Origin of the sequence: Selenomonas sp. oral taxon 892 str. F0426 (assembly GCF_000468035.1) — a bacterium.
GTDB lineage: Bacteria > Bacillota > Negativicutes > Selenomonadales > Selenomonadaceae > Centipeda.
This window is the reverse complement of record NZ_KI260523.1, coordinates 95,239-121,350: the sequence shown is the minus strand read 5'-3', so window position 1 is coordinate 121,350 and position 26,112 is coordinate 95,239. Positions and strand designations below refer to the sequence as shown.

Here is a 26,112-nt window from a genome sequence, read left to right as displayed (position 1 = left end):
GGAAGGAGAGGTTCTAGTTTGAAGAAAACCTTTGCAAAACGTATTATACCTTGCCTCGATGTCAAAGATGGACGTGTTGTCAAGGGGACAAACTTTGTCGGATTAAGAGATGCTGGAAGTCCGACTGAATTAGCTGAACGCTATGACAAAGAGCGTGCAGACGAGCTTGTGTTTCTGGACATCACAGCTTCCAACGAAGAACGAAATACAATGATTGATGTTGTATCCGACTGCGCCTCAAAAGTGTTTATTCCGCTTACCGTTGGCGGTGGTATTCGGAGCACGAAGGATATGCACCGCATGCTGAATGCAGGAGCAGATAAGGTTTCTGTCAACACATCAGCAGTAAAAAACCCAGAGATTATTCGAGATGGGGCAATACGTTTCGGCAGCCAATGTATCGTTGTCGCAATCGATGCACGACGTAATGGTACAGACTCCTGGGAAGTCTATATTAACGGGGGACGAACACCTACTGGGCTGGACTGTATTTCATGGGCGAAGGATGTTGTCAAACTTGGCGCCGGGGAGATTTTGCTGACCAGTATGGATGCTGACGGTACAAAGAATGGTTATGACATTGCACTTACACGCGCGGTATCAGAAAACGTCAATGTGCCTGTCATTGCTTCCGGAGGTGCGGGCAGGCTAGAGCATTTCTATGATGTGCTTGCTGAAGGGAAAGCAGATGCAGTATTGGCTGCGTCCTTGTTTCATTATGGAGAGCTTTCAATAAAAGAAGTAAAGACTTACTTAAAATCACGAGGTCTGGAGGTACGATTCTAATGAATATTGACATCTCGATGATCCAATTTGATGAGCACGGGCTTGTACCTGTTGTCGTTCAGGAAGAAAACAATCAGGTTCTTATGCTTGCTTATATGAATCGTGAATCCCTTGAAAAAACGATTGATACGGGATTCGCATGGTACTACAGCCGCAGCCGAAAGAAGCTCTGGAAAAAAGGTGAAACCTCAGGGAATGTCCAGCGTGTCCAGGAACTTTCGTATGACTGCGATGGAGATACGATACTTCTCCGTGTTAAACAGACCGGTGTATCCTGTCACACTGGTTCGTATTCGTGTTTTAGCGGTCGAAAACTCTATCGTTCAAGCGAAAACAGTATTGTTCCTGTTGATGCTGGAGATGAGATGCCGCTTGCAGAGATTCTGTCTGATCTCTATCAGGTGATTCAGAGCCGTCGTCTGCATCCAGTCGAAGGTTCCTATACAAATTATCTCTTTGATAAAGGTCAAGACAAGATTTTGAAAAAACTTGGCGAAGAGACGGCGGAGACAATTATTGCCTCTAAAAATAACATCCGTGAGGATGTGCTTTATGAAATGGGAGATCTCTGGTATCATTGCTTGGTTCTGTTAGCTTATCATAATATGACACCGGAGGATTTGCTTGAAGAACTGAAACGCAGACACAACGGCAGCGGCTATCACAAGTTTGCCGGAAAAAACGGAATACGTCCGGATATGTAATTTTTCATAAATTCATCCCCCTCAACTATCCATAATTACCATTATGGATAGTTGAGGGGGTAAAACTCTTCTAGAAAAATGTCTAAAAATATGTGAATTTTATAACTTGTCATTGACAATGGTCATCTTTGAATCTATAATTTATATATTGATCTATATAATTTTTGATTATGTATTTTAATCAAGGAGAGTGTTCGTTTATGGCAAAGAACCCCGTCAAAATTACCGAGACCGTGCTTCGTGATGGTCACCAGTCATTGCTGGCAACCCGCATGAGAATCTCGGACATGCTTCCGCAGCTTGCAGCACTCGACGCCATTGGCTATAACGCTCTTGAAGCATGGGGCGGCGCTACGTTCGACACGTGTCTGCGCTTCCTTGATGAGGATCCATGGGAGCGCTTGGATATTCTGAAGAAAAACCTCAAGACGCCGATTCAGATGCTTCTCCGTGGACAAAATCTGCTTGGCTACAATCACTACTCCAACGACGTTGTGGAGAAGTTTGTGCAAAAGGCCTCCGAGCACGGTGTTGGTGTGTTCCGTATCTTTGATGCTCTCAATGATATTCGCAACCTCAAAGTCGCGATTGATTCGGCTCTCAAGTGTCCCGAAAAGCCACATGTTCAGGGGTGCTTGGTCTATACAATCAGCCCTGTTCATTCGAATGAGAGCTTTGTCGAACTGGCTGTCGAGCTTGAGAAGATGGGATGTCATTCCGTCTGTATCAAGGATATGTCAGGTCTCTTGAAGCCTTATGTTGCAGAGGATCTTGTCAAGAAGCTCAAAGCAGCCGTGAAGATTCCCATCGAACTCCACACGCACTGCACTTCCGGATTTGGTCACGCAACCTATCTGAAGGCAATCGAGGCTGGTGTCGATATCATTGATACAGCACTCGCACCCTTCTCCAGCGACACCTCGCAGCCCTGTACGGAGACGATGGTTGCAATGCTGGAAGGCGAGGAGCGTGACACAGGTCTTGATCGTCAGGCGATGACGCCGATTTCCAAGTACTTCCTCGGTGTCAAGCAGGATCTCATCCAGACTTTCAATCTCAAGGGCTACTTCGATGTGAACCCGAACGTGTTGGACTTCCAGATTCCTGGCGGTATGCTTTCCAACCTTGCGAATCAACTCAAGGAAGCGGGCATGGAAGACAAGTATCAGGATCTGCTGGATGAAATGCCGCGTGTTCGCAAGGATGTTGGCTATCCCCCGCTTGTTACGCCGTCCTCCCAGATTGTTGGTACGATGGCAACCTTCAATGTCATGAGCGGTGAGCGTTACAAAATGGTCCCGAACGAGTTCAAGGATCTTGCACGCGGTAAATTTGGTAAGACACCAGTTGATGTCGATCGCAAGTTCTTGACGGATACGCTCAAAATTGCTCCTGAAGACATCATTGATGATTGCTCCATCGAGGATGCAAAGGCAACGACGTTCGCAGAATTCAAAAAAGAACTCAAAAACAAGGGATATATCAATCCCTCGGATGAAGATGTTCTCTCCTATGCGCTCTTCCCGCAGGTTGCGGAAGAGTTCTTCCAGAAGCATTACAAGCCAATCACGGCATACGTCAAAGAATAAGATATGACCTAAATCTCCCTCACATGCATCAAAAAACCTCTCGATTCAAAGGAACCGAGAGGTTTTTCTTTTATATGTTCGCTAAACAGTTCTCCAAAGAATCCTACAAATTATTTATCAGACTCTTTGGAGTCTTGCTTCATATTTTATACAATCTTTTCATTAGAAACGATATGTCAGCTGCACACGCGCATAATCGCCGAGCTTGAAATCCTCGCTGCCAAAGAGCGTGGCGCGCTTCGCCGTTCCCTTGGCATCGAACGTATAGAAGAAGTCAACGCGCAGATTGTCGATGGGGACATAGCCCGCACCGAGCGTAAAGCTCCGGATGCCGTCGATGTAGCGGTCGGGCAGGGATTCCGTGCCGTTGCCGCCGAGGAAGGAGCCATGCGCGAAACGCTTGTAGTCGAAGAACGCGTTCCAGCTCCCCTTCGTCCAGCTGTCGGGCATCCCGTAGTCGAGACGCAGCACATGATAGGCAGGCGTCGCGCCGCCGTTCAGCCCCTTCGCAAAGCCCGAGGAGTTCTGCCCCCATTCATAGGAGAGCTTCGCCATCGCCCCCAGGCGCAGACTTGCACCGAGGCCGAACACCGAGGCAATTTTCCCGCCGTCAGCCGAATCCTGCAAAGACTTCATATAGTGCGCCTGCACCCCGAGATCGTTCGTCAGGAGATGCTTGACCTGCACATATCCCGCCGTCTTGACGGCAGGCGTCGTATCGCGCATGAGGAGCTGTCCGTCGGGGACAGGAATCACCTTCGGCCCCTTCGAGAGCGGCAGATACGATACGCCGTCCGGATTCCACGTGCTTGATAAATGGAAGAGCATATACCCGATTGTCGTGCTATACTCGCCGCGTTTTGACAAATTATTCGGATCGCCGTTGCTCAGACCATAGTCGGCGAACCAGCGGCGGAAATTCTCCGGCGTAAGATCCGCCGCATGAACGGGCGTATCCCTGCCGTCCTGCAAATAGAGAACGCCGCCATACTCCGCCATCGCTTTCTTTACCCTATTGAGGTATTCCGCACTGTTAAAATAGCTATCGAGATCCTTGGTCGGATCGAAGCTCTCCATACTGATGTTGTGTACGTAGCCGCTGCCAATTTTTGCGAAAAGCCCCGACATCAGTCTAAATCGGTGTTCCTCTTCTGTAACGGAAGGATCGATTTCCTTCAGCATCGTATAGAACTCACGCAGGACCTTCATGCGGTGCGCGACACTGCCGCCGCCCGCCGCTTTGTCCCGCTGCTGGGCATCGAGGAACTTCTGATGATAGTTCATCTTGTCCAGATTCGGCAGAATGATGCGATCGGCTACCGTATTCCCCTCCGAATCTTCAAATATCCACCCAAGCAGCTCGTCCTTCGTCGCACTGCGCAGGAACGCCAGAGGTGAGAGCTTTGTATACGCTGTATCCTTGATGCCCGTCGTATGCGAGAAATCGCCAACGCCTGCACGCACCTGCGTACGATCGCCCGTCCAGACGGCGCGTGCGCCGTCGTAGTCCTTCCCGAAGAAATACCCCGTAAGACCGATGCGCTCCTCCAACCGACCGAGTGAAACATCCACGGCTCCTGCTTGGTGACGCAGCTCTGCACGCTCGATACGCGCCTCATTCAGCCCTTGGCTCGGAGCGATGTCCTCCTGTCCGTCCATGCCGCCCGCCGCGCTGGCAGTAACCGTCGCTGACGTATGCGCACCGAGCCCTGCATCCGCACGCACGCGCAGTCGCTGCGCATAGCCATGTGCAGGATTGTCCTCAAGATTCTTCTGCGCATCGCCGACATCCCGCTTATCCGTGACGCGTACGCCGCTCCGCGCTTCGCCCGTATGACTGTCCTGCCGCAATCGGTAATCACCGGAAACGCGGAACTCTCCCGGGCGGAGCGTTTCCGTATCGCGCTGAATAAACCAATCGGAGCGCTCGGACGAGGAGAGCAGCGAAGCTCCCTCCGGATCCTCCCGCCGCGCCGCAGACCCGCCCGCGCTGTCAAAGGAGAAGTTCATGCCCAAACGATAGACGCGTCCCTGGAATGCACGGTCATCGTCGCGCTTCGCGAAGAGATTGTCCACGCCGATATATGCCATGGCGTCTGCGCCGAACTTCTTCTGCACCATGAGATTCCAGATGCCAAAGCTTTTGCGCTTATAATCTGCAGCGCGCTTTGCTTCCGCCTGCTTGGACATGTCCACAGAATTGCTGTCGAGCATACGCAGGTAGTAATCCGCCCACAGCGAACCGCTCCAGCCCGTCTTTTCATCCATATAGCGGATGCCGAGATCGATCTTGTGGCGCGGACGATCGAGAAGTTCGCGCGGCATGTGATTTTTCTCAGCGTCCTTGTTGATCGCGTGCAGATATGTATAGCCGAGCTTTGTCGACCAATGGCTGCTGATTGTATGATCGAGCTCCGCCTCCAGCCCCGTGATCGCGACATTCCCCAGATTGCGGAACGAGTAGAGCCGATCACGCGAGCTGGGATCGGGCGTGCCGATGCCCCCGGGCGTCGTGGGCGCATTCATCCGCAGATACAGATAATTCCCGCTGAAATAGTGCGTCAGATAGTCCTTGATGCGGTTGTGAAAGATGCTCATGCGCGCAAAGGTGTTCTTCGTTTCCCCCTCGAAGGACAGCGACAGATTTGCGGATTTCTCCGGCCTCAGATTCGCGTTGCCGATCCAGTACCAGCCGGGCGCATGTTCGCTCATCGCGGGATACATCTCCCAGTTGTAGTACAGCTCACCCATGCCCGGCTCTGCATAGCCCGTTCCCAGATTCACCTTGAAGCGGCGGTGGGGATTGCCGCCGACATTGTGCGTCATGCCGATGCCCGCCGTGACATGGCTGCCGAAAAGACTGCTGTGATCGAGGCGCACGATGGGCGTAAGAATGGTATTGCGGTCATACTGCCATGTATCCAGCAAATATGTATGCCATTTTTGGATCTGCGCCTTGCCGATGGTCAGCGTGTTCTGCCGGGCGTTGAACTCCTCCTTGTAGCCCAAGCCGTTGATGCGGGTAAGGTACTGACTTATCGGATTATCCCCGTATTTATAGGCGCCATATACACCGCCGACGCCCAGTGTCGTGAAAGGATCGGCGACTTCTGTCCCCGTCGCTTTGTCGATGACCGTGATATGATTGCCCGGCCGCAGCATATCGCTCGGCTGTACTTCCTTGTAGTTTTCCAGATTCGCCGTCCCACGGTACTCGTATGCCTCATCCCAGTACACATTGCCATTTTCATCGCGGTTGAACTTATAATCGTGGACGTAGGACTTCCCATCCGGAGAAATCAGCGCAGTGCCCGGCACCGATTGATGCCAAAGATTCGAGTCATAATCGTCCGGTCGGATTTTTTTCTTATACGACGTGGGGGCATCCTGAATGCGCGAGCCTTCGCCGCGCTCATCGGAGTAGCCAAATCCGATGGTCAGAAGATGGTCGTCATTGACCGCCGCATTGATTTTCGTGTTCAGATGCCACTGCTGATGTTCCACATCATTCAGGGAAAACAGCATATTGTATCCCGTATACTGCGTGCTCTTCGCCAAGGATAAAATACCGATGTCGTTCTCCGTGCGTTTCCCATAATTATAATCGACAGTCCAGTCATACTTTCCGTTTCGCCCCTGATAGGAAAGATTGTAGGCGTCGCGTGTGATCTTGCGACGTAGATGCTGCTCCGGCTCCTCCTCCTCCGCGCTGTATTTGACCTGCTTCTTCATATCCTCGATCTCTTTGCCCAGAGAGAAGCGGAGTGTCTGATCCCTGCCGAGATCGTACGCCCCTTGGAGACCGACATTCTTGATGCTGCCAAAATAGCGCAGCGACGAGCGAAAGTCCGAATTCCAGTTCGTCGCGACATCCCTCGCGGAATAAATCGGCAGAACGTCACGCTTGCTGCCCCATGCGGCAAGGCTCAGTCTGCCGACCGTCCCCGCATCGGCACGCAGGAAGAAATTGCTGAACGGCGTATTCTCCCTGCCGTCCTGTGCACGCAGCCCCTCCACATTGAGCGCGAGTGCAGGCTTCTCGCCGGCGGACTTCGTGATGATGTTGATGACGCCGCCGATCGCATCCGCGCCAAACTTTGCGCTCGCCGCCCCGCGAATGATCTCGATGCGCTCAATGTTCTCCGCGCCGAGCCGCATCACCTCGTCCCCCGCGCCGCGATACTTCGCGACATCGCCCAGAACCGGATGTCCGTCGACCATAATCAACGTATGACGCGGCTCCGCTCCGCGAATCGACACACCGACATTCCCCATCGCATCGACCGTGCGCGTCACGCCGACCTCGCTGAAGATAATGTCCTCGACCGACTTCGCCTGCTTCTTCGCAATGTCGTCTGCCGTAATGATTGTCGTCGACTGCGACTCATACTTTGCGTCTTCTTTGGCAGCATCAATCTCGACATTGATGTTTTCCGTCTGAACATCGAGCGTCTCCGTACGCTCATTTGCATGTACCGTGTAGAGAGGCATTGCAAAATGCAGTGCAACTGCGAACGCAAGCGCTCGTTCGGAGCTTCGGCGTATCACTTTTTTCATGCTGCGTCCTCCTTGAAGTCCATCCCTGAAAATGAAATTAAATATCTTTCTTAGTATAGCATAAGATAAGAGAAAATCCACTGTTTTCAGAAAAATTTTATGATACATTCATCTTTGCCATTCTAGAGTCCGCTGAAGAATTTCTTACAGTGGTTAGAACGATTGTTATAGAACGAAAAAAGGGATCTGCAGATCTCCCCTGGAGAGCGTATCTGTCGGAATCCCTTTGGTTTCAAGGTTTTCTATGTGCTTTTACTTTCACGTACGAGACAGCAGAACTACCGTCTCGACATGCGAAGTCTGTGGAAAGAGATCCACCGGCTGAACTTCCTGCGCAAGATAACCGAGTTCTTTCAGGATGGCGAGGTCGCGTGCTAGTGTTGCAGGGTTGCAGGAGACGTAGACGATGCGCTGCGGCTTCATATTTGCGAAGGTGCGCAGGACGGTTTCGGTGCAGCCGGCACGCGGCGGGTCGACGACGACAACATTGGGGCGAATGCCCTGCTTGTAGAGCGCAGGCATGACTGCGGTCGCATCGCCAACGATGAACTCGGCGTTCTTTATGTGGTTGTCGCGTGCATTTTTTCGCGCATCGAGGATGGCGGGCTGTACGATTTCGATGCCGTAGACCTTTCGCGCTTTTTGAGCAAGAAACAGCGTAATTGTTCCTGTGCCGCAATAGGCGTCGATGACAGTCTCTGTCCCATGCAGGTCGGCATAGGCGAGTGCCTGCTTGTAAAGGCGCTCTGCCTGTCTTGTATTGACCTGAAAGAAGGAACGCGGGGAGATGTGGAAGTTCAGCCACCCCAAAGAATCGATAATTGTCGGTCGTCCCCAGAGCAGCTGTGTGTCGCGTCCCATGATGACGTTGTTGTGATAGGTCTGGATATTCTGATGGACACTGACGAGGTTTGGCAGACGCTCGCGCATCATGCGAACAAAGTCCTTTGCGCGTGGGAGCTGCTTTGTTGCAGTGACAATGACCGCCATGAGATCGTTGCTGCGTCCGACGCGCCCGACAATGTGGCGCAGAACCCCCTTGTGTGTGTCCTCGTTATAGACCGGAATGTGGAGATGCTCTGCGATCGCACGCACAGCATTTGCAAGGTCGTTGTTCTCCGCACGTTGGATGTGGCAGTTTTCCGTATTGATAATCCTGTGACTGCCCTGTGCAAAGCAGCCAATCACGATCTTTCCGCTATTTCGTCCAATTGGAAACTGCATCTTGTTCCGATAGTTCCACGGTTCTTCTGCACGCAGCGTTTCCATCACGGGAATCTGCGGGAGCTTGCCGATATGGGTCAATGCGTCTACGACCTGTGCACGTTTTGCACGCAGCTGTACCTCATAGGAGAGGTGTTGGAGCTGACAGCCGCCGCATTCCTCGTAGAGTTCACAGAGGGGGGCAACACGATCGACACTCTCATGCAGGATCTGCTTGATGCGTCCGCGTGCATAGCTGTTCTTTACTTCTTCTATGATGACGGAGACGTTCTCGCCCGGGAGCGCATTCGGGACAAAGACAGTAAAGTTGTCATAGCGTCCGACTCCCTCACCGCTCGTTCCGAGGCGGTCAATTTGAAGTTCATAGGTTCGCCCTTTGCAGACGGGAATCGTCTGCGCGGCTTGCTTTATCGTTTTTCTATGTTTCATCGCTCTGCAAACGTCACCTTTTCAAATAGTTCCATCGGATGTGTCAGGAGAACATCTGCCCCATGTGCCACGAGTTCCTCCTCTGGTCGGAATCCCCAGAGAACGCCGACCGCAAACGCTCCTGCATTGCGTGCTGTGTCCATGTCTACGTCTGTATCGCCAAAATATGCGGTTTGCTCTCCCGTAACTCCCAAATTTCTCATGATCTGAAGCACCTTTTGCGGGTCGGGTTTACGCGGCAGTCCTTCCTGATCGCCGATGATTTCCTGAAAAATACCGTGCGGGAAAAGCGTCTTCACAATCATCTCTGCCGCAGACTGATGTTTGTTTGTGCAGACTGCTATCGGAATACCGCGTCTCCGCAGTTCCTCAAGCATCTCCATAATGCCGTCGTATGGCTTCGTCTTTTTGAGCAGATTCCGCGCATAGCGATCCTTGTACTTCGACATAAATTGCTCCACAAAGGTCATATCTGCAGCGTACTCCTGCGGGAGAATGCGTTCCATCAGCTTTCGTGTTCCGTCTCCGACAAAATAGCGATATGCCTCCACCTGATGCATGGGAAAGCTGTGTGCGCGAAGTGTGGCGTTGGCACTGTCCGCCAGATCGTCCAGTGAGTTGACAAGTGTTCCGTCCAAATCAAATACAGCGGCTTTATAGTTCATGGAAATGCCCCCTTTGACAAAAACAGCCTTTCCCTTTCGGAAAAGGCTGTTTGTCTCAGCCGAGTTTTTTTGCCAAGAGTACGTTGACCATCTGTGGGTTCGCCTTACCCTTGGACTGCTTCATCACCTGTCCGACAAGTGCACCGATTGCCTTTTTGTTGCCGCCCTTATAGTCCTCAACGGCTTTTGTGTTCGCTGCGATGACCTGATCGACAATATCCTCGATCTCCTTTGTGTCGGTGATCTGGACAAGCCCCTTGTCCGCAACGATCTTTTCCGGTGCATTGGGCGATATCCACATCTCCTTGAATACGGTTTTGCCGATCTTCGAGGAAATCGTGCCCTTCGAGATGAGCAGGATCATCTCACCGAGACGCTTTGCATCAACGGGTGAATCCTCGATCGTCTTGCCCTCTGCATTGAGGTTCTTTGCGAGATCGCCCATCAGCCAGTTTGCCGCGAGTTTCGCGTCCGCGCCCGTCGCCGTAATGGCATCGTAGTATTCCGCCATCGCACGTGAGCTTGTAATGATGCCCGCATCGTAAGCGGAAAGCCCCGCTTCATCCATCAGACGAGCACGGCGAGCATCGGGCAGCTCGGGAAGCTCCTTGCGGATCGCCTCGATCTCCTCCGCGCTCGTCACAATCGGCGGCAGGTCAGGCTCCGGCATATAGCGGTAGTCATGTGCCTCCTCCTTGCTGCGCATGGAGAGGGTAATGCCGCGCTCTGGATCCCATGTGCGCGTTTCCTGAATGATATGACCGCCGTCCTCGAGCACCTCGGTCTGACGCTCGATTTCGTAGTTGATGGCATCCTCAAGTGCCTTGAAGGAGTTGATGTTCTTCATCTCCGTGCGTGTGCCCAGTTTATCCGAGCCGACGGGACGCAGAGAAACGTTGATGTCTGCGCGGAGATTCCCCTCCTCCATGCGGCAGTTGGAGACATCGATGTACTCCATGATCGTCTTGATCTTCTCCATGTAGGCACGTGCTTCTTCCGCCGAGGACATATCCGGCTCGGAGACGATTTCAAGCAGGGGCACGCCCGTACGGTTGTAATCCACGTTGGACGAGGAGGAATCCTTGATCGTCGTGCCGGAGTGCACGAGCTTCCCTGCATCCTCCTCCATGTGGATGCGGGTCAGACGGATGCGTTTCTTGCCCGCCTCCGTGTCAATATCCACCCAGCCGTGCTCAGCAATCGGGAGGTCGAACTGTGAGGTCTGGAAGTTCTTCGGAAGGTCGGGATAGTAATAGTTCTTGCGGTCGAACTTGCTGTACCCGTTGATTTCACAGTTGGTTGCAAGCCCTGCCTTGATGGCGTAGTTTACGACCTGACGATTGACGACGGGCAGGACACCGGGAAGCCCAAGGCAGACGGGACAGACATGCGTATTCTGATCTGCGCCGAAGCCCGTCGCACAGCCGCAGAAAATCTTGGTCTTTGTCTTGAGTTCACAGTGAATCTCAAGACCGATGACGGTTTCGTATTTCATGCCTTTCCTCCAATCGGCGCCATTTTTGTATGGAAATCATGTGCCTGCTCATAGGCATATGCCGCACGCAGGATCGTCTCCTCCGCGAGCGGACGTCCGATGATCTGCAGTCCGATGGGAAGGCCCGCTGCGGTAAAGCCACAGGGAACGGAGATACCGGGAAGGCCGGCGAGGTTGAGAGGCACGGTCGAGATGTCCTGCAGGTACATCTGCAGGGGGCTTGTCATCTCGCCAATCTTATACGCGGGGGTCGGCGCGGTCGGTGTCATGATAACATCGACCTCCTCAAAGGCACGTGTGAAGTCCTGCTGAATGAGTGTCCGCACCTTGAGTGCCTTGAGATAGTATGCGTCGTAGTAGCCCGCAGAAAGAGCATAGTTGCCGATGAGGATGCGGCGTTTGACCTCCGCACCGAATTTCTCCGTGCGCGTGCGCGTCATCATGTCGACGAGATCTTCCCCATCGACGCGTACACCGTAGCTGACACCGTCATAACGCTCGAGGTTGGTCGCCGCCTCTGCGGGTGCAATCAGATAGTAGGTCGAGACGGCATAGTCCGTGTGCGGGAGTGAAATCTCGCGCACTTCCGCTCCCATCGCTTCAACATCCGCAATCGCCATGCGGACAGAGGCTTCAACATCACTGTCCATTCCCGAGATGAAGTATTCCTTGGGCAGACCGATCTTGAGTCCCTTTACATCATTCTGCAATGCCTTCGTATAGTCCGGTACATCTGCCCTGCTTGCCGTCGAATCCATGACATCGTGCCCCGCAATGACATTCATGAGATGTGCGGCATCCGTGACATCGCGTGTGAGGGGGCCGATCTGATCAAGGGAGGAAGCATACGCCATAAGTCCGTAGCGGGAGACGCGCCCATAGGTCGGCTTCAGACCAACAATGCCGCAGAACGAGGCGGGCTGACGAATCGAGCCGCCCGTATCGCTGCCAAGCGCCCAGATCGCCGTCCCCGATGCAACCGCCGCCGCACTGCCGCCCGACGATCCGCCGGGGACACGCTCCGTGTCCCACGGATTATGGGTCGGGTGATAGGCAGAGTTCTCCGTCGAGCCGCCCATTGCAAACTCGTCAAGGTTTGCCTTGCCAAGGATGACAGCGTCCGCATCATGCAGTTTTGTCATAACCGTAGCATCATAGGGCGGAACAAAGCTCTCCAGAATCTTTGATCCTGCTGTCGTGCGCACGCCCTTCGTACAGATATTGTCCTTAATTGCGCCCGGAATGCCCGCGAGGAAATGAATCTCCTTCCCCGCTGCGATCTTCGCATCCACGCGATTCGCCTCGGCAATCGCCGTTTCACGCATTTCAAGAAGATACGCACCAACCTCATTTTCGACCGCATCTATACGGGAGAGTACATCTTCGGTCAGTTCGCGTGCGCTGATCTCCTTGCGCGTAAGCATATCATGCAGGATATGCGCCGGTTTTTCATATAGACTCAAAACAGTTCCTCCTTACCCCTCGAGTACTTTCGGTACTTTGAAATAGCCGTCCTCTGCAAGAGGGGCATTCGAGAGTGCCGCCTCATTGGAAAGGGACGGGCGCACCTCGTCGGCACGGAAGACATTCTCGATGGGCAGTGCATACGTCGTCGGATGCACATGCTCTGTATCGACATTGGAAAGGTTATCCACATACGTTAGAAAATCCCCCAATGTTTTGAGTGCTTCTTCTTTTTCTTCTGCAGGAATCGTAAGGCGCGAGAGATGCGCCGTTGTCGTGAGATCCTGTTCCGTTACCTTCATGCCTCCACCGTCTTTCTTTGTCATATCCGAATCATTATAACAAATCGCTCCGCAGGTATCAAACGAAATCCTCATACTGTTTGCGGGCGGATAAAATCTGACTCAAGTGCAAGGATCATCTCCCGCAGGAGCTTGAGTGCCGTCGCCGTCGATGTACCGCTCGGATCGAGCGGCGGCGAGAGTTCGACCATATCACAGGCAACGATATGACATCCACGAATCACGGAAAGGGCTGCCTTCATGAGTTCGACAAAGGTCACACCGCCCGCCTCGGGGGTTCCCGTCCCCGGAAATGCCGATGGGTCGAGCACATCGAGGTCTATGGTGAGATATACGGGACGATCCTTGACCTCTGCGATTGCTTCGGAGAGCCCTGCAAATGTAAAAGGGCGAAGATTCGTATGACCCTCGCGTGCCCACTGCCACTCCGCACGTTCACCGCTGCGAATGCCGAACTGATGAATGCGTCCGTCGCCGAGGAAATCCCAAACACGGCGGATAACCGTCGCATGGGAGAGGTGATTGCCGAGATATTCGTCTCTGAGATCCGTATGCGCGTCGAAATGAATCACGACAAGATCGGGGTGTTTTTCCGCCGCCGCCTTGATCGCGGGCAGACTCACAAGATGTTCGCCGCCAATCAGAAAGGGAAGCCGTCCGTCTGTCAAAATATTCTTCGTAAATGTATGGATCATATCCAGCGCACGCTTTGTATCTCCGAATGGGAGCTCCAAATCGCCGCCGTCAAATGCGTGTGCATCCTCAAGATCAAGATCCTGATAGGGGCTGTACGTCTCCAGTCCGTAGGACTCTGCCCGCATGGTACGCGCAGCAAAGCGTGTTCCAGGGCGATAGGATGTCGTCGAGTCAAACGGTGCGCCGAAGATCACGATATGGCTGTCCTCATACGTCCCGTCACATCCGAGAAACGTTTCAATGTTGCGGTTCCACATCTTCGAGTATCTCCTCCACATAGTTCGGCAGGGCAAATGCAGCTGCGTGCAGCTGTGTGTTGTAATAGCGTGTCTTTATGCCGAGCGACCTCCAACGTGCAAAGTCCACGCCATCCACGGGGCGGCGGTTCTTGGACGAGAATCCGAAGAGCCAATGTCCCGATGGATAAGTCGGTATATGTACCTGATACACACGACTGAATGGGAATGAGTGGACAATGCGCTGGTGCATACGCTGCATTGCATAGGCATCCTGCTCGTAAAACGGGCTCTCATGCTGATTGATCATGATGCCGTCCTCTTTGAGTGCCTTGAAGCAGTTCCCGTAGAACTCTTTTGTGAAAAGACCTTCCCCCGGTCCAAATGGATCCGTCGAGTCCACGATAATGAGGTCGTATGTGTCGATGGGTTTGCGTACAAAGCGAAGACCGTCCTCGTAGTGGATGTGAACGCGCTCATCCGAGAGACATGACGCCGTCGATGGCAGGTATTCACGGCAGACATCGACCACCATCTCATCGATCTCCACAAGGTCAATATGTCGTATGGAAGGATAGCGCAGAAGCTCGCGCACAGTTCCCCCATCGCCGCCGCCAATCACGAGGATGTTCTCTGCCTCCGGATGTACGCACATGGGAACGTGCGTAATCATCTCGTGATAGATGAACTCATCCTTCTCTGTCAGCATCATATAGCCGTCAAGCGTCAGAAATCGCCCGAACTCGGGCGACTCGAAGACATCAATGCGCTGGAATTCGCTCTGCCCGCTGTACAGCTGACGATTGACGCGAATTGAGAAACGCACATCCGGTGTATGTTGTTCTGTGTACCAAAATTCCATCGTTTAACACTCCGTCATCACATTGAGACGCCGTATGCTCATGTCCTCCGGTCCCGTAATCTGACAGCCCTTCTTCTTTGCATAGCGGATATAGGTCAAGATCTCCTCCGTGATCTGCTCTCCAGGCGCGAGAATGGGAATCCCAGGAGGATAGCACATAACAAATTCACTGCATATACGTCCGCATGTTTCTGCAATTGGCAGAGCCTCCTTCTCTCCATAGAAGGCATCCTGCGGGCCACAGATGACCGTTGGATCAATATATTCCATCTTGAGGGTTTTGGACGGATCCTTGCGGTAGTTCCGCCGTATCTCCGCGAGCGCTGCGACAAGGCGTTCGATGTCCTTCGGACGATCGCCGACAGACACATAGGCGAGCAGATTCGCAATGTCTCCGAACTCCGTCTGGATGTCGTAGTCATCACGCAGGATGTCGTAGACCTCAATGCCTGCAAGCCCGGTCGCCCGCGTGAAAACAGAAAGCTTTGTTGTGTCAAAATCGTAGACTGCAGAGCCGTCGATCAGCTCGCTCCCATAAGCATAGTAGTCGCCGATCGCATTGATCTCATCGCGAGCATAGGCAACGAGGTCAATGATCTTGTCAATGACCTCCCGCCCGCGCAGTGCCAGATTGCGGCGGCTGATGTCGAGGCTCGCAAGAAGCAGATAGGATGCGCTCGTCGTCTGTGTGATATTGATGATCTGATGGACGTAGCCGAGCGGCATCGAGTCCGAACAGAGCAGGAGCGAACTCTGGGTCAGCGAACCACCGGACTTATGCATGCTGATGGCTGCCATATCCGCACCTGCGTCCATCGCTGCAACGGGCAGACGATCACTGAAATAGAGATGTGTTCCATGTGCCTCGTCCACGAGTACCTTCATGCCGTGGGCGTGTGCGAGTTCTATAATCGCACGCAGATCGGAGCAGATGCCGTAATACGTCGGATTGTTGACAAAGACCGCCTTTGCATCCGGATGATGCGCGATCGCGGCAGCGACATCCTCCACGCGCATACCGAGCGCAATGCCGAGTATATCATCAATGCCGGGATTCACATAGATCGGAATTGCTCCGCAGAGAATCAGTGCGTTGATCGCGCTTCGATGGACATTGCGCGGCATGATAATCTTATCACCGCGCCCCACGGCTGAAAGCACCATCGCCTGCACGGAGCCGGTTGTCCCGCTCACCATGAAGAATGCATGTGCAGCGCGGAATGCCTCCGCCGCCAAAATCTCTGCATCCCGAATCACAGAGACCGGATGACAGAGATTATCGAGCATCTTCATAGAGTTTACATCGACATCAAGGCAGGAAGCGCCGAGAAATGCCGCAAGCTCCGGATTCCCGCGCCCACGCTTGTGTCCCGGCACATCAAAGGGGACAAGACGTGCGCGCTTCATCCGTTCCAATGCCTCCTGGATGGGAGCACTGGACTGGGAGAGGTACGGCATTACATCTCCTCCAACAGGAGTTTTGAGACAAGATCGTCGTAGCGGTAATCCCCCGCAAGATCCTTGCTCTTCACCCAGTGCACCGCTTCTTCTACGTCCTTCTCTGCCGGGAGTCCGGCAGGACGATAGGGTTTCAGTTCGAGGGCATCGCGTGCGGGTGCAGGAAATCCGCTCTTCTCCATCACGAGATCAATATATTCCGCACGCGGTGTATGATTCAGATACTCTACGGCTTTATTATAGGCACGGTACATCGCCCGTACAGACGCCGCCTTCTCCTGGATGGAGGCGTCCGAGAATACAATCACGCCCGGATTGATGCCAAGATCCCCCGACCCTGTCACATAGCGGCTTCCCGATGCCACAGCAACGCTTGCCATCGGCTCCGGCAGAACAGCCGCCGCTAGATTTCCGCTCTGCAGCATCTCCAGACGCACGGGAATCTGCGGGATAACGACCTTGGAGACATCCTGCTCACCCATACCGTTGACCGCAAGGATCTCGTCCGTTACATATTCGATGATCGTGTTGCGGGAGATGGCGATCTCCTTCCCGTGCAGATCTGCTGGAGAGGAAATGCCTGCATTTCCTCCCGCGATGAGATTGTAATTCCCATCTGTGTAGGAGGTCGCGTGCAGAGAAAAACCACCGGAGCGCGCAAAGATGACGGCAAGCAGGTCAGAGACGGCACCGTCGAGATTGCCGCTCTGCAGGGCCGCATCGCGCTCCATCGCACTCTTGAAGGGAACAAGTTCTACCTCGACGCCCTCCTCTGCAAAGTATCCGCGCTCTGCGGCGATGATGAACGGAATTGAGTCCGTATCAGGCATCAGTCCAATGATCAGCTTCGAGAGTTTTTCATCCTTTGGCGGCGTTTTCGTTCCGCAGCCCATCGTGAGAAGGAACAGCATGGAAAGTGCTGCGGCAAGTAATCGCTTCATCATACATCCCCCTCCCTCTCTGCTTCTTCGGCAGAAACAGCATGCTCCTTCGCCATATGTTCACACAGAAATCGCAATGTCCACAGTGTATTGTACGGAGTGATCGCCGATTTATATGTGACACGCGGAATACCTGCTTCCTCCATCGCTGAGAGAACCTTTGTCAGTCGCTTCCCACGAATATTCTCCAGCAGAATGAGGCGATGTGGAAAGTCAAAAATTTGTTCTTCTTGTGGCTGCACAGCCTTGAATCCCTTACTGCCAAGCAGATAGCCGACCTTCTCTCGCCATGCATTCGGGGGGAGAACCTGCATACGGATGCCGAGTGTGCGGAATACATCTTGTGCCGTATGGATTTGATCTTCGGGAAACTGATAGAGCAGGACGCGCTCTTCTTTTTTCATCACTGACGTTTCCTTTACTTCGCCGCAAGTCCGCGCATCAAGAGATAGGTTACGAGTTCGTCCAGAGATACCTCCTCCTCAAGCATTTTCTGCTCAAGCGAGGTGCGGAGTGTTTTTGGGAGACGTACTGTCAAGAAGCCGCTCATCGCTGGCGGTGGTGTGGGTTCGGCGGGGGAAGTGGGATTTTGCCCCTGCTTCTTCTTGATTTTTTCAGAAGGCTTTGCCGCCTCCTTTACCGGCTTATCCGGTACTTCCTTTTTCTTTCCGCCGACCGAGGTCTGCTTCTTCTGCTCCGATACCTTTGCCGTATGTTCCTCAGCAGGCTTCTGCTTTGGAGCTTTATCCTCGGATGACTTCTTCTTTGCCACAGGTTTCACCTCTCCGTTCTTTTCTGATTTCTTATTCTTTGTCATGTTCTTTTCGGACTTTGGCTCCGGTGGATAGACAAAAAAATCATTGTAAGCATTGCGCAGATCCTCACTTGCCTGCTTCGTCCCAACACCGATGATGTAGGACGGATCCTCGGCATTCAAGGAATTGGCAATGTGCACAAAATCTGAATCCGTCGTGATGATGAAATACTTGCGTACACCTTCCTGATAGAGCATCTGCGCCGAATCATAGAGTGCTGAATCCAGAGAGTTCTTCCCATAGAAGGTACGACTGATCTGACGAAAGGTCAGGTCAGGATATTCCATGAGACGGTCCCAACGCTTCTGCTCCGGGTGCGCTTCCCAGTCCGAGACCACAATTATACGTCCGGGCTCGTGGCGCAGAGCCTTATCAATCGTATATTGCAGCATTTCGATCGGTGCATTCTCTATGTCATAGAGAATCGCCACGGTATCATTGCTCGAATCGAGCATGCTCTCTCTCCTCACTCCATTTTATCACCAAATGATCGCTTGGCGCGCTGCACGAGAAACGATGCCTCCACCTCGAGGACTTCTGCTTGACGCAGGCTGTTCTCTGCACTGCGGATTGTGGCTGCATTCTTGTCCGTCATCCACGATGCATAGCCCTGTGCATAGGCAATGTGCAGATCACAGATCTTGAGGCGGAGTTGATGCAGGCTCTGCATGCTGCGGGGCACGGAAACATCCTCCAGCTCATTTTTGCGCTCCTGCCAGTCGATGAGGATGTTCTGCTCCATGATCTGGCGCGCCATATCGCGTGTTGCCTGGCTGCCAAGAGCTCCTGCCCCCAATACGGAGTAAAGCCTCAGTTGTGCAGCGCCGGATGTCTGATCGTGCCGTACCATAATCGCGTCTGTTTCCTGCAAATAGGACTCGATACGCAGGCGGCGTGCCTGCTCCAATACGACGGCATATTCATGCAGATTTTGAATGGAGACGACCTGCCAATCTCCTTCATCGGATGGAGAAAGGAGCACTTTGAAAGTGAAATCAGAGTCTGCCTCACCCTGATGTGCGACAACTTCTGCTTCCGCTGTCTGTGCTTCTTCATTGTGCGTCAGATTGGCAATCTCTCGAAACGTCAAATCACGCACGCCGATACGAGAGAGAATATTTTCGGTGTCTGCACCATCCTCCGCCGGATCTGCAGAGGGCCATTCCCCCGTTGTCATGCGCGTATGCACAGCATCTTTGAGCATCGTTATGAACGCGGGCTTGAGCATTTTGGAAAAATCCTCGAGTGCTGCTGATGTCTCACGTGAATGCCCAAATTCTGCGTCCATTGTTCCGCGCATAAAATCATCATACCCGGAGTCAAGTACGGCATCCAGGCGAACATAGCGCAGGAAGAGCGTCTCGTCGCGGCGCTCAAACGCATCCCCGATCGAGCGAATCGCATATTCCGGCGTCTTTGTGTAGATACGAAAATACCAAAAAAGGCCCGTAAGTAGCAGGAGTACCGCGAGTAGCGCTGCGAGGGCGACCTTCAGCTTCATGGTACGGCTCATCGTAATTCCCTCCCCTAAGATGAACAGCTCAGTCAATCACTTCGTCAATGATCCCGCCGCCAAGTACAACATCTCTCTCGTAAAACACAACAGATTGTCCCGGTGTCACGGCACGCTGCGGCTCTGCAAAACACACCCGTATACTCTCCGGGCCACACGGAATGATTCGCGCTGCTGCTTCCCGTTTGCCATAGCGAATCTTTGCCTGCACCGAACGCTCTTGATCGAGTCCATTCCACATCGTCCAAGTCAGATCCGAGGCAATGAATTCCCGTGCATGGACCTCGTCCGCTCCTCCCACAACAACTTGATTTTTCACTGCATCCAATGCTGTCACGTAGAGCGGCTGCGGTGCCGCAATGCCGAGCCCTCTTCGCTGACCAATGGTATAGAACGCAACACCTTCATGCATGCCGAGCACATTCCCTGTACGATCGACAATCTCTCCCGGACGTGCACATTCCGGCCGCTTTTCCAGCAAATAGGCCTTGTAGTCATCACGTGGAACAAAGCAGATTTCCTGACTCTCAGCCTTATGCGCAACGGGGAGATGATATGTCTCCGCCATGCGCCGCGTCTCGCTCTTGCTGAACCCGCCAAGCGGAAACAAAACATGCGGTAGTGTCTTTTGATTCAGATGATACAATACATAAGACTGATCCTTCTCGAGATCGAGCCCCTTACGCAGACGGTACACGTCCTCCTCGCTACGGTCGATGCACGCGTAGTGCCCTGTCGCAATATAGGAGGCACCAAGTTCACGAGCCTTCTTGAGCAGTCCCTCAAATTTGATATAACGATTGCAGGCAATGCATGGATTCGGCGTACGTCCGCGCAGATATTCATCGAAAAAATAGTCAATTACCGCGTGCTCAAAGGATTTCGTAAAGTCCATCACATAGTGAGGAACTCCCAGCACGTCGGCAACGTGCCGCGCGTCATCGACACTGCTGAGGGAGCAACAGCTGCGCCCGTCGGGTGCGATATCACGGTTCTCATCTGAAAGGCGCATAGTAATGCCCACAACATCATATCCCTGATCCAACAAAAGCGCAGCTGTCAATGAACTGTCTACCCCACCGCTCATGGCGACAACAACGCGCTCCTTGTTCATCTCCTGTCCCATTGTTCCTCAGCTTTCCTAAATTTTCGTTTAGTATAGCATTCGCGCCTTGAAAATACAAGGAATTGTATTTGTTTCACGACTCTATCCAAATCCTGTTTTTTTTGTTAAAATAGGATGGAAATATCTGTGGGGAGGATTGCTATGCAGGTCATTGGAATCATTGCCGAATACAATCCGTTTCACCATGGGCACCGCTTCCAGATCGACGCCGTGCGGCAGCGATTCCCAAACGCGCGTATCATTGCCGTCATGAGCGGCAGCTTTACCCAGCGTGGCGAGCCATGCATTCTTGATAAATGGACGAGGGCTCGTCATGCAGTATTGGGCGGTGTGGATCTCGTGCTTGAGCATCCCTTTGTGTTTGCCTGTCGCAGCGCACAAGATTTTGCACGCGGCAGCATCGTACTCCTCACGCGGTTGGGGATCATCACCCACCTTGCCTTTGGAACGGAAGCAGAGGTACTTTCTCCACTTGCAGAGCTTGCAGCCGCAATTGATTCCGAAGCCATTCAGATACGGCTGAGTGAAAAGCTCAGATCGGGGCATTCCTACGCCAGAGCGCTTACGAACGTGCTAACAGAGGAACGCAATGTACCTGAGGAAATGTTACGCGCACCGAACAATATCCTCGCCATCGAATATTTGCGTGCGCTGCACAGCCTTGCACCGCAGATCACCCCCATTGCCATCCGACGAGCGGCCGCACGGCATAATGATATGCGGCTGCAGCACGGCATTACCAGTGCCTCCTCCATTCGCAAGGCTCTCGGTGAGCCACGCCCCTCATGGACGAATCTGCGAGAGAGTGTGATGCTATCGGTACTAGATGACCTGCAAAGCGCACACACTACAGGTATTCCACGGGAGGACACACTCCTCACACTCCTGCACTATTTCCTGCTCGTAACGGATTCCTCTGCACTTGTGGAGATCTATGGCATTGCAGAGGGCATCGAGAACCGCCTCATTCGCAGCATAAAAACAGCGACAGATTACAGAGGATTTCTTCGTACAGTTGCCACCAAGCGTTATCCGCAGAGCCGGATCGCGCGCCTAATCATCCATCTGCTCCTGCACTTCACAAGACAGCAAGCGGAGTCCTTTGATACGGCCGGTGCTGCCTACATCCGCCCCCTCGCGTTCAATGCGTATGGACGGGCGCTCCTGCGCATGATCAAAGAGGAATCCACGCTGCCCATCATCACGCGCGTAGCAGAATATCTCTCGTCTGAGGAACGCGGAATAGCAGCAGGACATGTGCCGCTGCAGCAGATGCTTGCCTTCGACACCCGTGCAACGGAGCTGCGGTTGATGACGATGACGGCACATGACAAACAATACACGGATTTTGTTACGTCACCTAAAGTTCTTTCATGAAAGAGAGGATAGAATTATGAGCCAAAATCTCAAGCTTTCAACACTTTTCGTACTGAATACACTGGATCATGATCCAATTCTGAACTTCCTCACCTGGGATGATGACAATATGGAGATTCGTGCCGAGTGCACTGGATATCTCATCCGTGCAGCGGAGGATCTCGGGCTCAGCGGCAACCTGCTCTCCCGATATCTGCTTCACGTATTCACCCATAAGAGCAACCTTGTCTCGAAGACGATGGAGCGCACGGGCCTTCCACCGGGAAGTAGCCTGCGTCAGGCATTCTATGAGGACATCGAGCACCTCTATCCGCTGCTCACGCAACCGACCAGTGCTTTCCTCGGAGAAAAGCTGCTGGATAATTACGAGCCGACCCAGAACATCTATGATAAGACAGAGGACTTCCTCCTCCCGTGGATCGAAGCGGCACAAACTCCGCGAGACTACGCCGAGGCACTGCTCACTTTTTACGCGCGTTACGGCTACGGAGATATTGCATCATATGTCGTTTTCCGCTGGGATGATGCAGCAGATAGGATATGCGGTATCCCTCATTTCGAACGCACCCAGATGAAACATCTCATCGGTTACCAACGCCAAAAAGAGCAGCTGCTCCAAAATACACGTGCATTCGTTGACGGAAAACCCGCGAACCATGTTCTACTTGTTGGCGCACGCGGGACGGGCAAGTCTTCTGCAGTCAAGGCTCTCGTAAGTGAATACGAAGAGAGCCGCCTTCGTCTTGTGCAGGTCACAAAGGAACAGCTGCGCAAGCTGCCCGAGATCATGGATGCCCTGCGGAATTATGTCGGACGAAAATTCATCCTCTTCCTTGACGACATCTCATTCGAGGACTCCGACGCCGAATTCAAATCGGTCAAATCCGCCATCGAAGGCGGCGTCTCTGCCTGCCCACCGAACGTACGTCTCTACGCGACCTCCAACCGTCGCCATCTTGTGCGCGAGACGTGGCGTGACCGTGAACAGGACGAGATCTATCGCGACGACACGATCAATGAGACCGTCTCACTTTCGGATCGCTTCGGACTCATCATCCACTACCATACACCGGATCAGGACGAATACCTTGCAATCATCGACCACATGCTTTCGCAAAAGGGCATTCATCTCTCGCCCGAGGAACTGCGTATTGCAGGGCTGCGTTGGGAGATGACACACAGCGGACGCAGCGGACGCGCAGCACAGCAATTCGTCGCTCACTACCTTGGAATCCATTGAACAGGTTCAACAGTAGACAGAGAGCGCAAGCGGAAGCGTTCGCACATACAGGGGGAGCGGCGGTCCGCATTCTCCGTCAATGTCGCTGTGGAGCGCCTCCTCGGCATGAATCTTAAAGGATTTTGCCCGAATGTGCAGGATATTCTCACGATCCGTTACAGGTTTCCCCGAAAACAGGTCTGCCGCAACAGACATAAACTGCGGCAGACCTGTTTTTTTGACGGCGAGAAGATCCAGCATCCCGTCATCAATGGAGATGTCCTGCCCAATCTGCCTCATCCCCGCGACAACAGGACTGTTTGCGATGACGAAGAGAAATAGCTCCTCTTCGTAACAGACTTCATCTGCTGTAATCTGTACGGAGAAGGAGCGCAGACGAGGAATCTCACCGATTCCCTTCAGGTAGTAGGCGACCTTTCCCAATGCGTTCTTATAGGCAGACTTTACCTCATGGGCGATTCCTGTCAGCATACCGGCACTGACGACATTGACGAAGTACTGTCCATGCCCCTCGAGCAGCCCCAGATCTACACGACGGGATTCATCCGCCGCAATCCGTTCAACGTAGGCGTCCCAGTCCCCATGGATCCCCATATGCGTTGCGAAATCATTGGATGTACCACTGCCGAGAATGCCGAGTGGTATATCTGCATCGGACTCGATCATGGCATTCACAACAGCGTGCACCGTACCATCTCCGCCGGCAGCAAGCACCCCGTCCGGACAAATCTCGCAAAGAAAGCGGCCGAGATCATCCTCTCCCCCCCCGCGCGTACGATAGGGACAAAGCACAATGCCGTGCCGCTGAAACAAATCGATCAGAGGATCAAGTTTCGCCTTAAAGAGCGCATGACCTGAAACGGGGTTGTATATTAGCCCAAGTTTTTTCATGTCTTAAAAACTCCAATCCGCTGCAGAAACCGAATTCCAACCGCGCCGATCATCGGCAGACGGCGGAGGTCGTCTTCAATAAGTGCACGCAGGAGAATCATCGCGGCAACATAGACCACACAGCCGAAGAGTACTGCACCGAACGTGGAGATGGCAGCAATCCCCCACCATTCGAGTGTCCATGTGTAGAACAAGTAGACCGCTCCCGCCATGATCGCGGCAGCGCAGATCGTCTTGATGAGCTGGAGCAGTTCAATGCGGTAACCGATGAAACGGTAGATGAAATAGAGATTGATGAGCGCCGCAACGCCCATGTCCGCTGCAGTCGCCCATGCCGCTCCCATGATGCCGAGCCACGGGATCGCAGTCAGATGCCAGTTGAGAAATACCTTTGCCGCCGCTGCGAGCAGCATATTCACCATCGGAATGGTCGGATGTCCGAGTCCCTGCAGGATGCCTGTCGATACCTGATGAAGCCCCAGCAGAATAATGCTCACTGCCGAGATCATTACGGCAGGTCCCGCCCCCGGTGCATTGTAGATCAGAGCAGATATCGGTGTTGCCAGTATAAATACGATAACAAATGCGGGAAAGCAGACAAAATTCGAGATGCGAACGGACGCCGCTGTCTGATCAAAAACGCGCGTCTGATCGCCAAGTACCCGCGATTCGGAGATTGCCGGTACGATGCTCATCGCCATTGAGGCCGTCAGAATAGTTGCGAGATTGACGAGCGGCACCGCCATACCGTTCAGATAGCCGAAGAGCTCTGTCGCCTCGCTGATGCTGTAGCCTGCCGCCTCAAGGCGCTGCGGCACAATCATGAGGTCGAGATTCGACACGACGGGCAGCATGATGCTTGCCGCCGATACAGGAAGGGATAGCTTGAAGATCCGCTTGATGATCGAGCGCCGCGATTCATAGGCGGTACCTGGCAGAGGTTTCAGATCCGTACCGTAGTCACGTGCAATATCCCGCTCCAGCTTGATGTGGAAGTAGACGAGCACGATTAGTCCCGTCACGGCTCCGGCAAAGGCTCCGAGCGAGGCGCCCGCCGCCGCATAGTCGAGCCCCCACGGCATGAGGAGACTCGCGAGTACGATCATTGTCACCACACGGAAGATCTGCTCCACGATCTGCGACACCGCTGTCGGGGTCATGCGCTGCCAGCCTTGCAGATAGCCGCGCGAACTGGCGAGCAGGGTCACGAAAAAGACCGTTGGTGCAAGCACCACCACAGCCTTGTAGGCGCGCGCATCGCGGATCAGCTGCCAATCGATCAGCCAGTCCGCAGCCAGATAGGTCAGAATCGAAAAGAGCAGACCAGTCATCAGCATGAGCATCATTGAAATGCGAAAGACGCGCTTTGCGCCGTATATATCATTCAGAGCCACGCGCTCTGCCGTAATGATTGAGATGGCAACAGGCACACCTGCCTGTGAAACCGTCATGGCAAAAAAATAAATGGGAAAAGCCATCTGATAGAGACCAATTCCCTCACCGCCGAGGATGCGGGAAACGAAGATCCAGTTGAGCGAACCGATGACCTTGACGACAAAACCTGCAATCGTCAGGACGAAGGTTCCCTTGAGGAAGGATTCTCCCTTGCTGCTTTTCCCCTCAGCAACATCTATCTCACGAATGAGAAACACCGCCTCAATACGATACTTTGAACATATAATTCCTACAATGAATTATAACATATGCCAACCCTTCGAGCAATCGCACTTTTCTCAAAACGA

The 26,112-nt window shown here is 53.2% G+C and carries 21 protein-coding genes; 5 read left to right on the top strand and 16 right to left on the bottom strand.

Annotated features, from left to right (window positions below):
* Positions 1–18 precede the first annotated feature (18 nt).
* The 3 genes from hisF (at position 19) to HMPREF1992_RS01555 (ending at position 3,079) form a co-directional block, all read left to right on the top strand.
* The gene (gene hisF / locus HMPREF1992_RS01565) at positions 19–786 is read left to right on the top strand and encodes an imidazole glycerol phosphate synthase subunit HisF (RefSeq protein WP_021684054.1); all 768 of its coding nucleotides are present in this window, start codon (positions 19–21) and stop codon (positions 784–786) included.
* On the top strand, positions 786–1,490 hold the full coding sequence (gene hisIE, locus HMPREF1992_RS01560; RefSeq protein ID WP_021684053.1) for a bifunctional phosphoribosyl-AMP cyclohydrolase/phosphoribosyl-ATP diphosphatase HisIE: 705 nt from the start codon (positions 786–788) through the stop codon (positions 1,488–1,490). The genes hisF and hisIE overlap by 1 nt, the downstream gene beginning before the upstream one ends.
* Positions 1,491–1,690: 200 nt before the next feature.
* The gene (locus tag HMPREF1992_RS01555; RefSeq protein ID WP_037357988.1) at positions 1,691–3,079 is read left to right on the top strand and encodes a pyruvate carboxylase subunit B; all 1,389 of its coding nucleotides are present in this window, start codon (positions 1,691–1,693) and stop codon (positions 3,077–3,079) included.
* 162 nt (positions 3,080–3,241) lie between these two features.
* Here HMPREF1992_RS01555 and HMPREF1992_RS01550 read toward each other — a convergent pair whose 3' ends face one another.
* The 14 genes from HMPREF1992_RS01550 to mnmA all read right to left on the bottom strand — a co-directional run bounded on the left by HMPREF1992_RS01550 (position 3,242) and on the right by mnmA (position 20,862).
* On the bottom strand, positions 3,242–7,636 hold the full coding sequence (locus tag HMPREF1992_RS01550) for a TonB-dependent siderophore receptor (RefSeq protein ID WP_037357985.1): 4,395 nt from the start codon (positions 7,634–7,636) through the stop codon (positions 3,242–3,244).
* A 258-nt stretch (positions 7,637–7,894) separates the two neighbouring features.
* Positions 7,895–9,289 (bottom strand): 23S rRNA (uracil(1939)-C(5))-methyltransferase RlmD, encoded by a 1,395-nt coding sequence (rlmD, locus tag HMPREF1992_RS01545; protein ID WP_021684050.1) that lies wholly within the window; start codon positions 9,287–9,289, stop codon positions 7,895–7,897.
* Positions 9,286–9,954: an HAD family hydrolase gene (locus HMPREF1992_RS01540; protein ID WP_021684049.1), complete on the bottom strand. Its 669-nt coding sequence runs from the start codon at positions 9,952–9,954 to the stop codon at positions 9,286–9,288. The genes rlmD and HMPREF1992_RS01540 overlap by 4 nt, the downstream gene beginning before the upstream one ends.
* 55 nt (positions 9,955–10,009) lie before the next feature.
* Positions 10,010–11,449: an Asp-tRNA(Asn)/Glu-tRNA(Gln) amidotransferase subunit GatB gene (gatB, locus tag HMPREF1992_RS01535; RefSeq protein WP_021684048.1), complete on the bottom strand. Its 1,440-nt coding sequence runs from the start codon at positions 11,447–11,449 to the stop codon at positions 10,010–10,012.
* The gene (gene gatA, locus HMPREF1992_RS01530; protein WP_037357982.1) at positions 11,446–12,912 is read right to left on the bottom strand and encodes an Asp-tRNA(Asn)/Glu-tRNA(Gln) amidotransferase subunit GatA; all 1,467 of its coding nucleotides are present in this window, start codon (positions 12,910–12,912) and stop codon (positions 11,446–11,448) included. The genes gatB and gatA overlap by 4 nt, the downstream gene beginning before the upstream one ends.
* Before the next feature lie 12 nt (positions 12,913–12,924).
* Positions 12,925–13,215: an Asp-tRNA(Asn)/Glu-tRNA(Gln) amidotransferase subunit GatC gene (gene gatC / locus HMPREF1992_RS01525; protein ID WP_037358146.1), complete on the bottom strand. Its 291-nt coding sequence runs from the start codon at positions 13,213–13,215 to the stop codon at positions 12,925–12,927.
* 71 nt (positions 13,216–13,286) lie between these two features.
* Positions 13,287–14,168 (bottom strand): agmatinase, encoded by an 882-nt coding sequence (gene speB, locus HMPREF1992_RS01520; protein ID WP_021684045.1) that lies wholly within the window; start codon positions 14,166–14,168, stop codon positions 13,287–13,289.
* Positions 14,149–15,009, bottom strand: coding sequence for a polyamine aminopropyltransferase (speE, locus tag HMPREF1992_RS01515; RefSeq protein WP_021684044.1), 861 nt, complete (start codon positions 15,007–15,009; stop codon positions 14,149–14,151). The genes speB and speE overlap by 20 nt, the downstream gene beginning before the upstream one ends.
* 3 nt (positions 15,010–15,012) lie before the next feature.
* Positions 15,013–16,467 (bottom strand): aminotransferase class I/II-fold pyridoxal phosphate-dependent enzyme, encoded by a 1,455-nt coding sequence (locus tag HMPREF1992_RS01510; protein ID WP_021684043.1) that lies wholly within the window; start codon positions 16,465–16,467, stop codon positions 15,013–15,015.
* A complete protein-coding gene (locus HMPREF1992_RS01505) occupies positions 16,467–17,408 on the bottom strand; it encodes an ABC transporter substrate-binding protein (protein ID WP_037358143.1) in 942 nt (313 codons plus the stop codon). Before HMPREF1992_RS01505 ends, HMPREF1992_RS01510 begins: the two co-directional genes overlap by 1 nt.
* Positions 17,408–17,815 carry a DUF3783 domain-containing protein gene (locus HMPREF1992_RS01500; protein ID WP_037357979.1) on the bottom strand — a complete coding sequence of 136 codons (408 nt, stop codon included), beginning with the start codon at positions 17,813–17,815 and terminating at the stop codon, positions 17,408–17,410. Before HMPREF1992_RS01500 ends, HMPREF1992_RS01505 begins: the two co-directional genes overlap by 1 nt.
* Before the next feature lie 11 nt (positions 17,816–17,826).
* The gene (locus HMPREF1992_RS01495) at positions 17,827–18,678 is read right to left on the bottom strand and encodes an NYN domain-containing protein (protein WP_021684040.1); all 852 of its coding nucleotides are present in this window, start codon (positions 18,676–18,678) and stop codon (positions 17,827–17,829) included.
* An 11-nt stretch (positions 18,679–18,689) separates the two neighbouring features.
* On the bottom strand, positions 18,690–19,736 hold the full coding sequence (locus HMPREF1992_RS01490) for a hypothetical protein (RefSeq protein ID WP_037357976.1): 1,047 nt from the start codon (positions 19,734–19,736) through the stop codon (positions 18,690–18,692).
* A gap of 28 nt (positions 19,737–19,764) precedes the next feature.
* Entirely contained in the window at positions 19,765–20,862 is a 1,098-nt protein-coding gene (mnmA, locus tag HMPREF1992_RS01485) for a tRNA 2-thiouridine(34) synthase MnmA (protein WP_021684038.1), read from the bottom strand.
* Positions 20,863–21,003: 141 nt separating this feature from the next.
* Here mnmA and HMPREF1992_RS01480 point away from each other — a divergent pair, with 141 nt between their 5' ends.
* Both HMPREF1992_RS01480 and HMPREF1992_RS01475 read left to right on the top strand, forming a co-directional pair.
* Complete coding sequence (locus HMPREF1992_RS01480) at positions 21,004–22,239, top strand: nucleotidyltransferase family protein (protein WP_037357973.1); 1,236 nt, start codon at positions 21,004–21,006, stop codon at positions 22,237–22,239.
* Positions 22,240–22,255: 16 nt separating this feature from the next.
* Complete coding sequence (locus tag HMPREF1992_RS01475) at positions 22,256–23,479, top strand: ATP-binding protein (RefSeq protein ID WP_021684036.1); 1,224 nt, start codon at positions 22,256–22,258, stop codon at positions 23,477–23,479.
* Positions 23,480–23,485: 6 nt separating this feature from the next.
* Here HMPREF1992_RS01475 and HMPREF1992_RS01470 read toward each other — a convergent pair whose 3' ends face one another.
* Positions 23,486–24,370 carry a diacylglycerol kinase family protein gene (locus HMPREF1992_RS01470; RefSeq protein ID WP_021684035.1) on the bottom strand — a complete coding sequence of 295 codons (885 nt, stop codon included), beginning with the start codon at positions 24,368–24,370 and terminating at the stop codon, positions 23,486–23,488.
* A complete protein-coding gene (locus HMPREF1992_RS01465) occupies positions 24,367–26,022 on the bottom strand; it encodes a polysaccharide biosynthesis protein (RefSeq protein ID WP_021684034.1) in 1,656 nt (551 codons plus the stop codon). Before HMPREF1992_RS01465 ends, HMPREF1992_RS01470 begins: the two co-directional genes overlap by 4 nt.
* Positions 26,023–26,112: the final 90 nt, after the last annotated feature.

What these genes read in the sequence shown, in the direction of transcription:
- rlmD (WP_021684050.1), bottom strand. Translation starts at nt 9,289, where the DNA reads ATGAAACATAGAAAAACGATAAAGCAAGCCGCGCAGACGATTCCCGTC.
- HMPREF1992_RS01480 (WP_037357973.1), top strand. Translation starts at nt 21,004, where the DNA reads ATGCAGGTCATTGGAATCATTGCCGAATACAATCCGTTTCACCATGGG.
- gatB (WP_021684048.1), bottom strand. Translation starts at nt 11,449, where the DNA reads ATGAAATACGAAACCGTCATCGGTCTTGAGATTCACTGTGAACTCAAG.
- HMPREF1992_RS01540 (WP_021684049.1), bottom strand. Translation starts at nt 9,954, where the DNA reads ATGAACTATAAAGCCGCTGTATTTGATTTGGACGGAACACTTGTCAAC.
- HMPREF1992_RS01470 (WP_021684035.1), bottom strand. Translation starts at nt 24,370, where the DNA reads ATGAAAAAACTTGGGCTAATATACAACCCCGTTTCAGGTCATGCGCTC.
- hisIE (WP_021684053.1), top strand. Translation starts at nt 786, where the DNA reads ATGAATATTGACATCTCGATGATCCAATTTGATGAGCACGGGCTTGTA.
- HMPREF1992_RS01555 (WP_037357988.1), top strand. Translation starts at nt 1,691, where the DNA reads ATGGCAAAGAACCCCGTCAAAATTACCGAGACCGTGCTTCGTGATGGT.
- HMPREF1992_RS01490 (WP_037357976.1), bottom strand. Translation starts at nt 19,736, where the DNA reads ATGAGCCGTACCATGAAGCTGAAGGTCGCCCTCGCAGCGCTACTCGCG.
- HMPREF1992_RS01510 (WP_021684043.1), bottom strand. Translation starts at nt 16,467, where the DNA reads ATGCCGTACCTCTCCCAGTCCAGTGCTCCCATCCAGGAGGCATTGGAA.
- HMPREF1992_RS01495 (WP_021684040.1), bottom strand. Translation starts at nt 18,678, where the DNA reads ATGCTCGATTCGAGCAATGATACCGTGGCGATTCTCTATGACATAGAG.
- HMPREF1992_RS01505 (WP_037358143.1), bottom strand. Translation starts at nt 17,408, where the DNA reads ATGAAGCGATTACTTGCCGCAGCACTTTCCATGCTGTTCCTTCTCACG.
- speE (WP_021684044.1), bottom strand. Translation starts at nt 15,009, where the DNA reads ATGGAATTTTGGTACACAGAACAACATACACCGGATGTGCGTTTCTCA.
- gatC (WP_037358146.1), bottom strand. Translation starts at nt 13,215, where the DNA reads ATGAAGGTAACGGAACAGGATCTCACGACAACGGCGCATCTCTCGCGC.
- mnmA (WP_021684038.1), bottom strand. Translation starts at nt 20,862, where the DNA reads ATGGGACAGGAGATGAACAAGGAGCGCGTTGTTGTCGCCATGAGCGGT.
- HMPREF1992_RS01475 (WP_021684036.1), top strand. Translation starts at nt 22,256, where the DNA reads ATGAGCCAAAATCTCAAGCTTTCAACACTTTTCGTACTGAATACACTG.
- HMPREF1992_RS01550 (WP_037357985.1), bottom strand. Translation starts at nt 7,636, where the DNA reads ATGAAAAAAGTGATACGCCGAAGCTCCGAACGAGCGCTTGCGTTCGCA.
- speB (WP_021684045.1), bottom strand. Translation starts at nt 14,168, where the DNA reads ATGTGGAACCGCAACATTGAAACGTTTCTCGGATGTGACGGGACGTAT.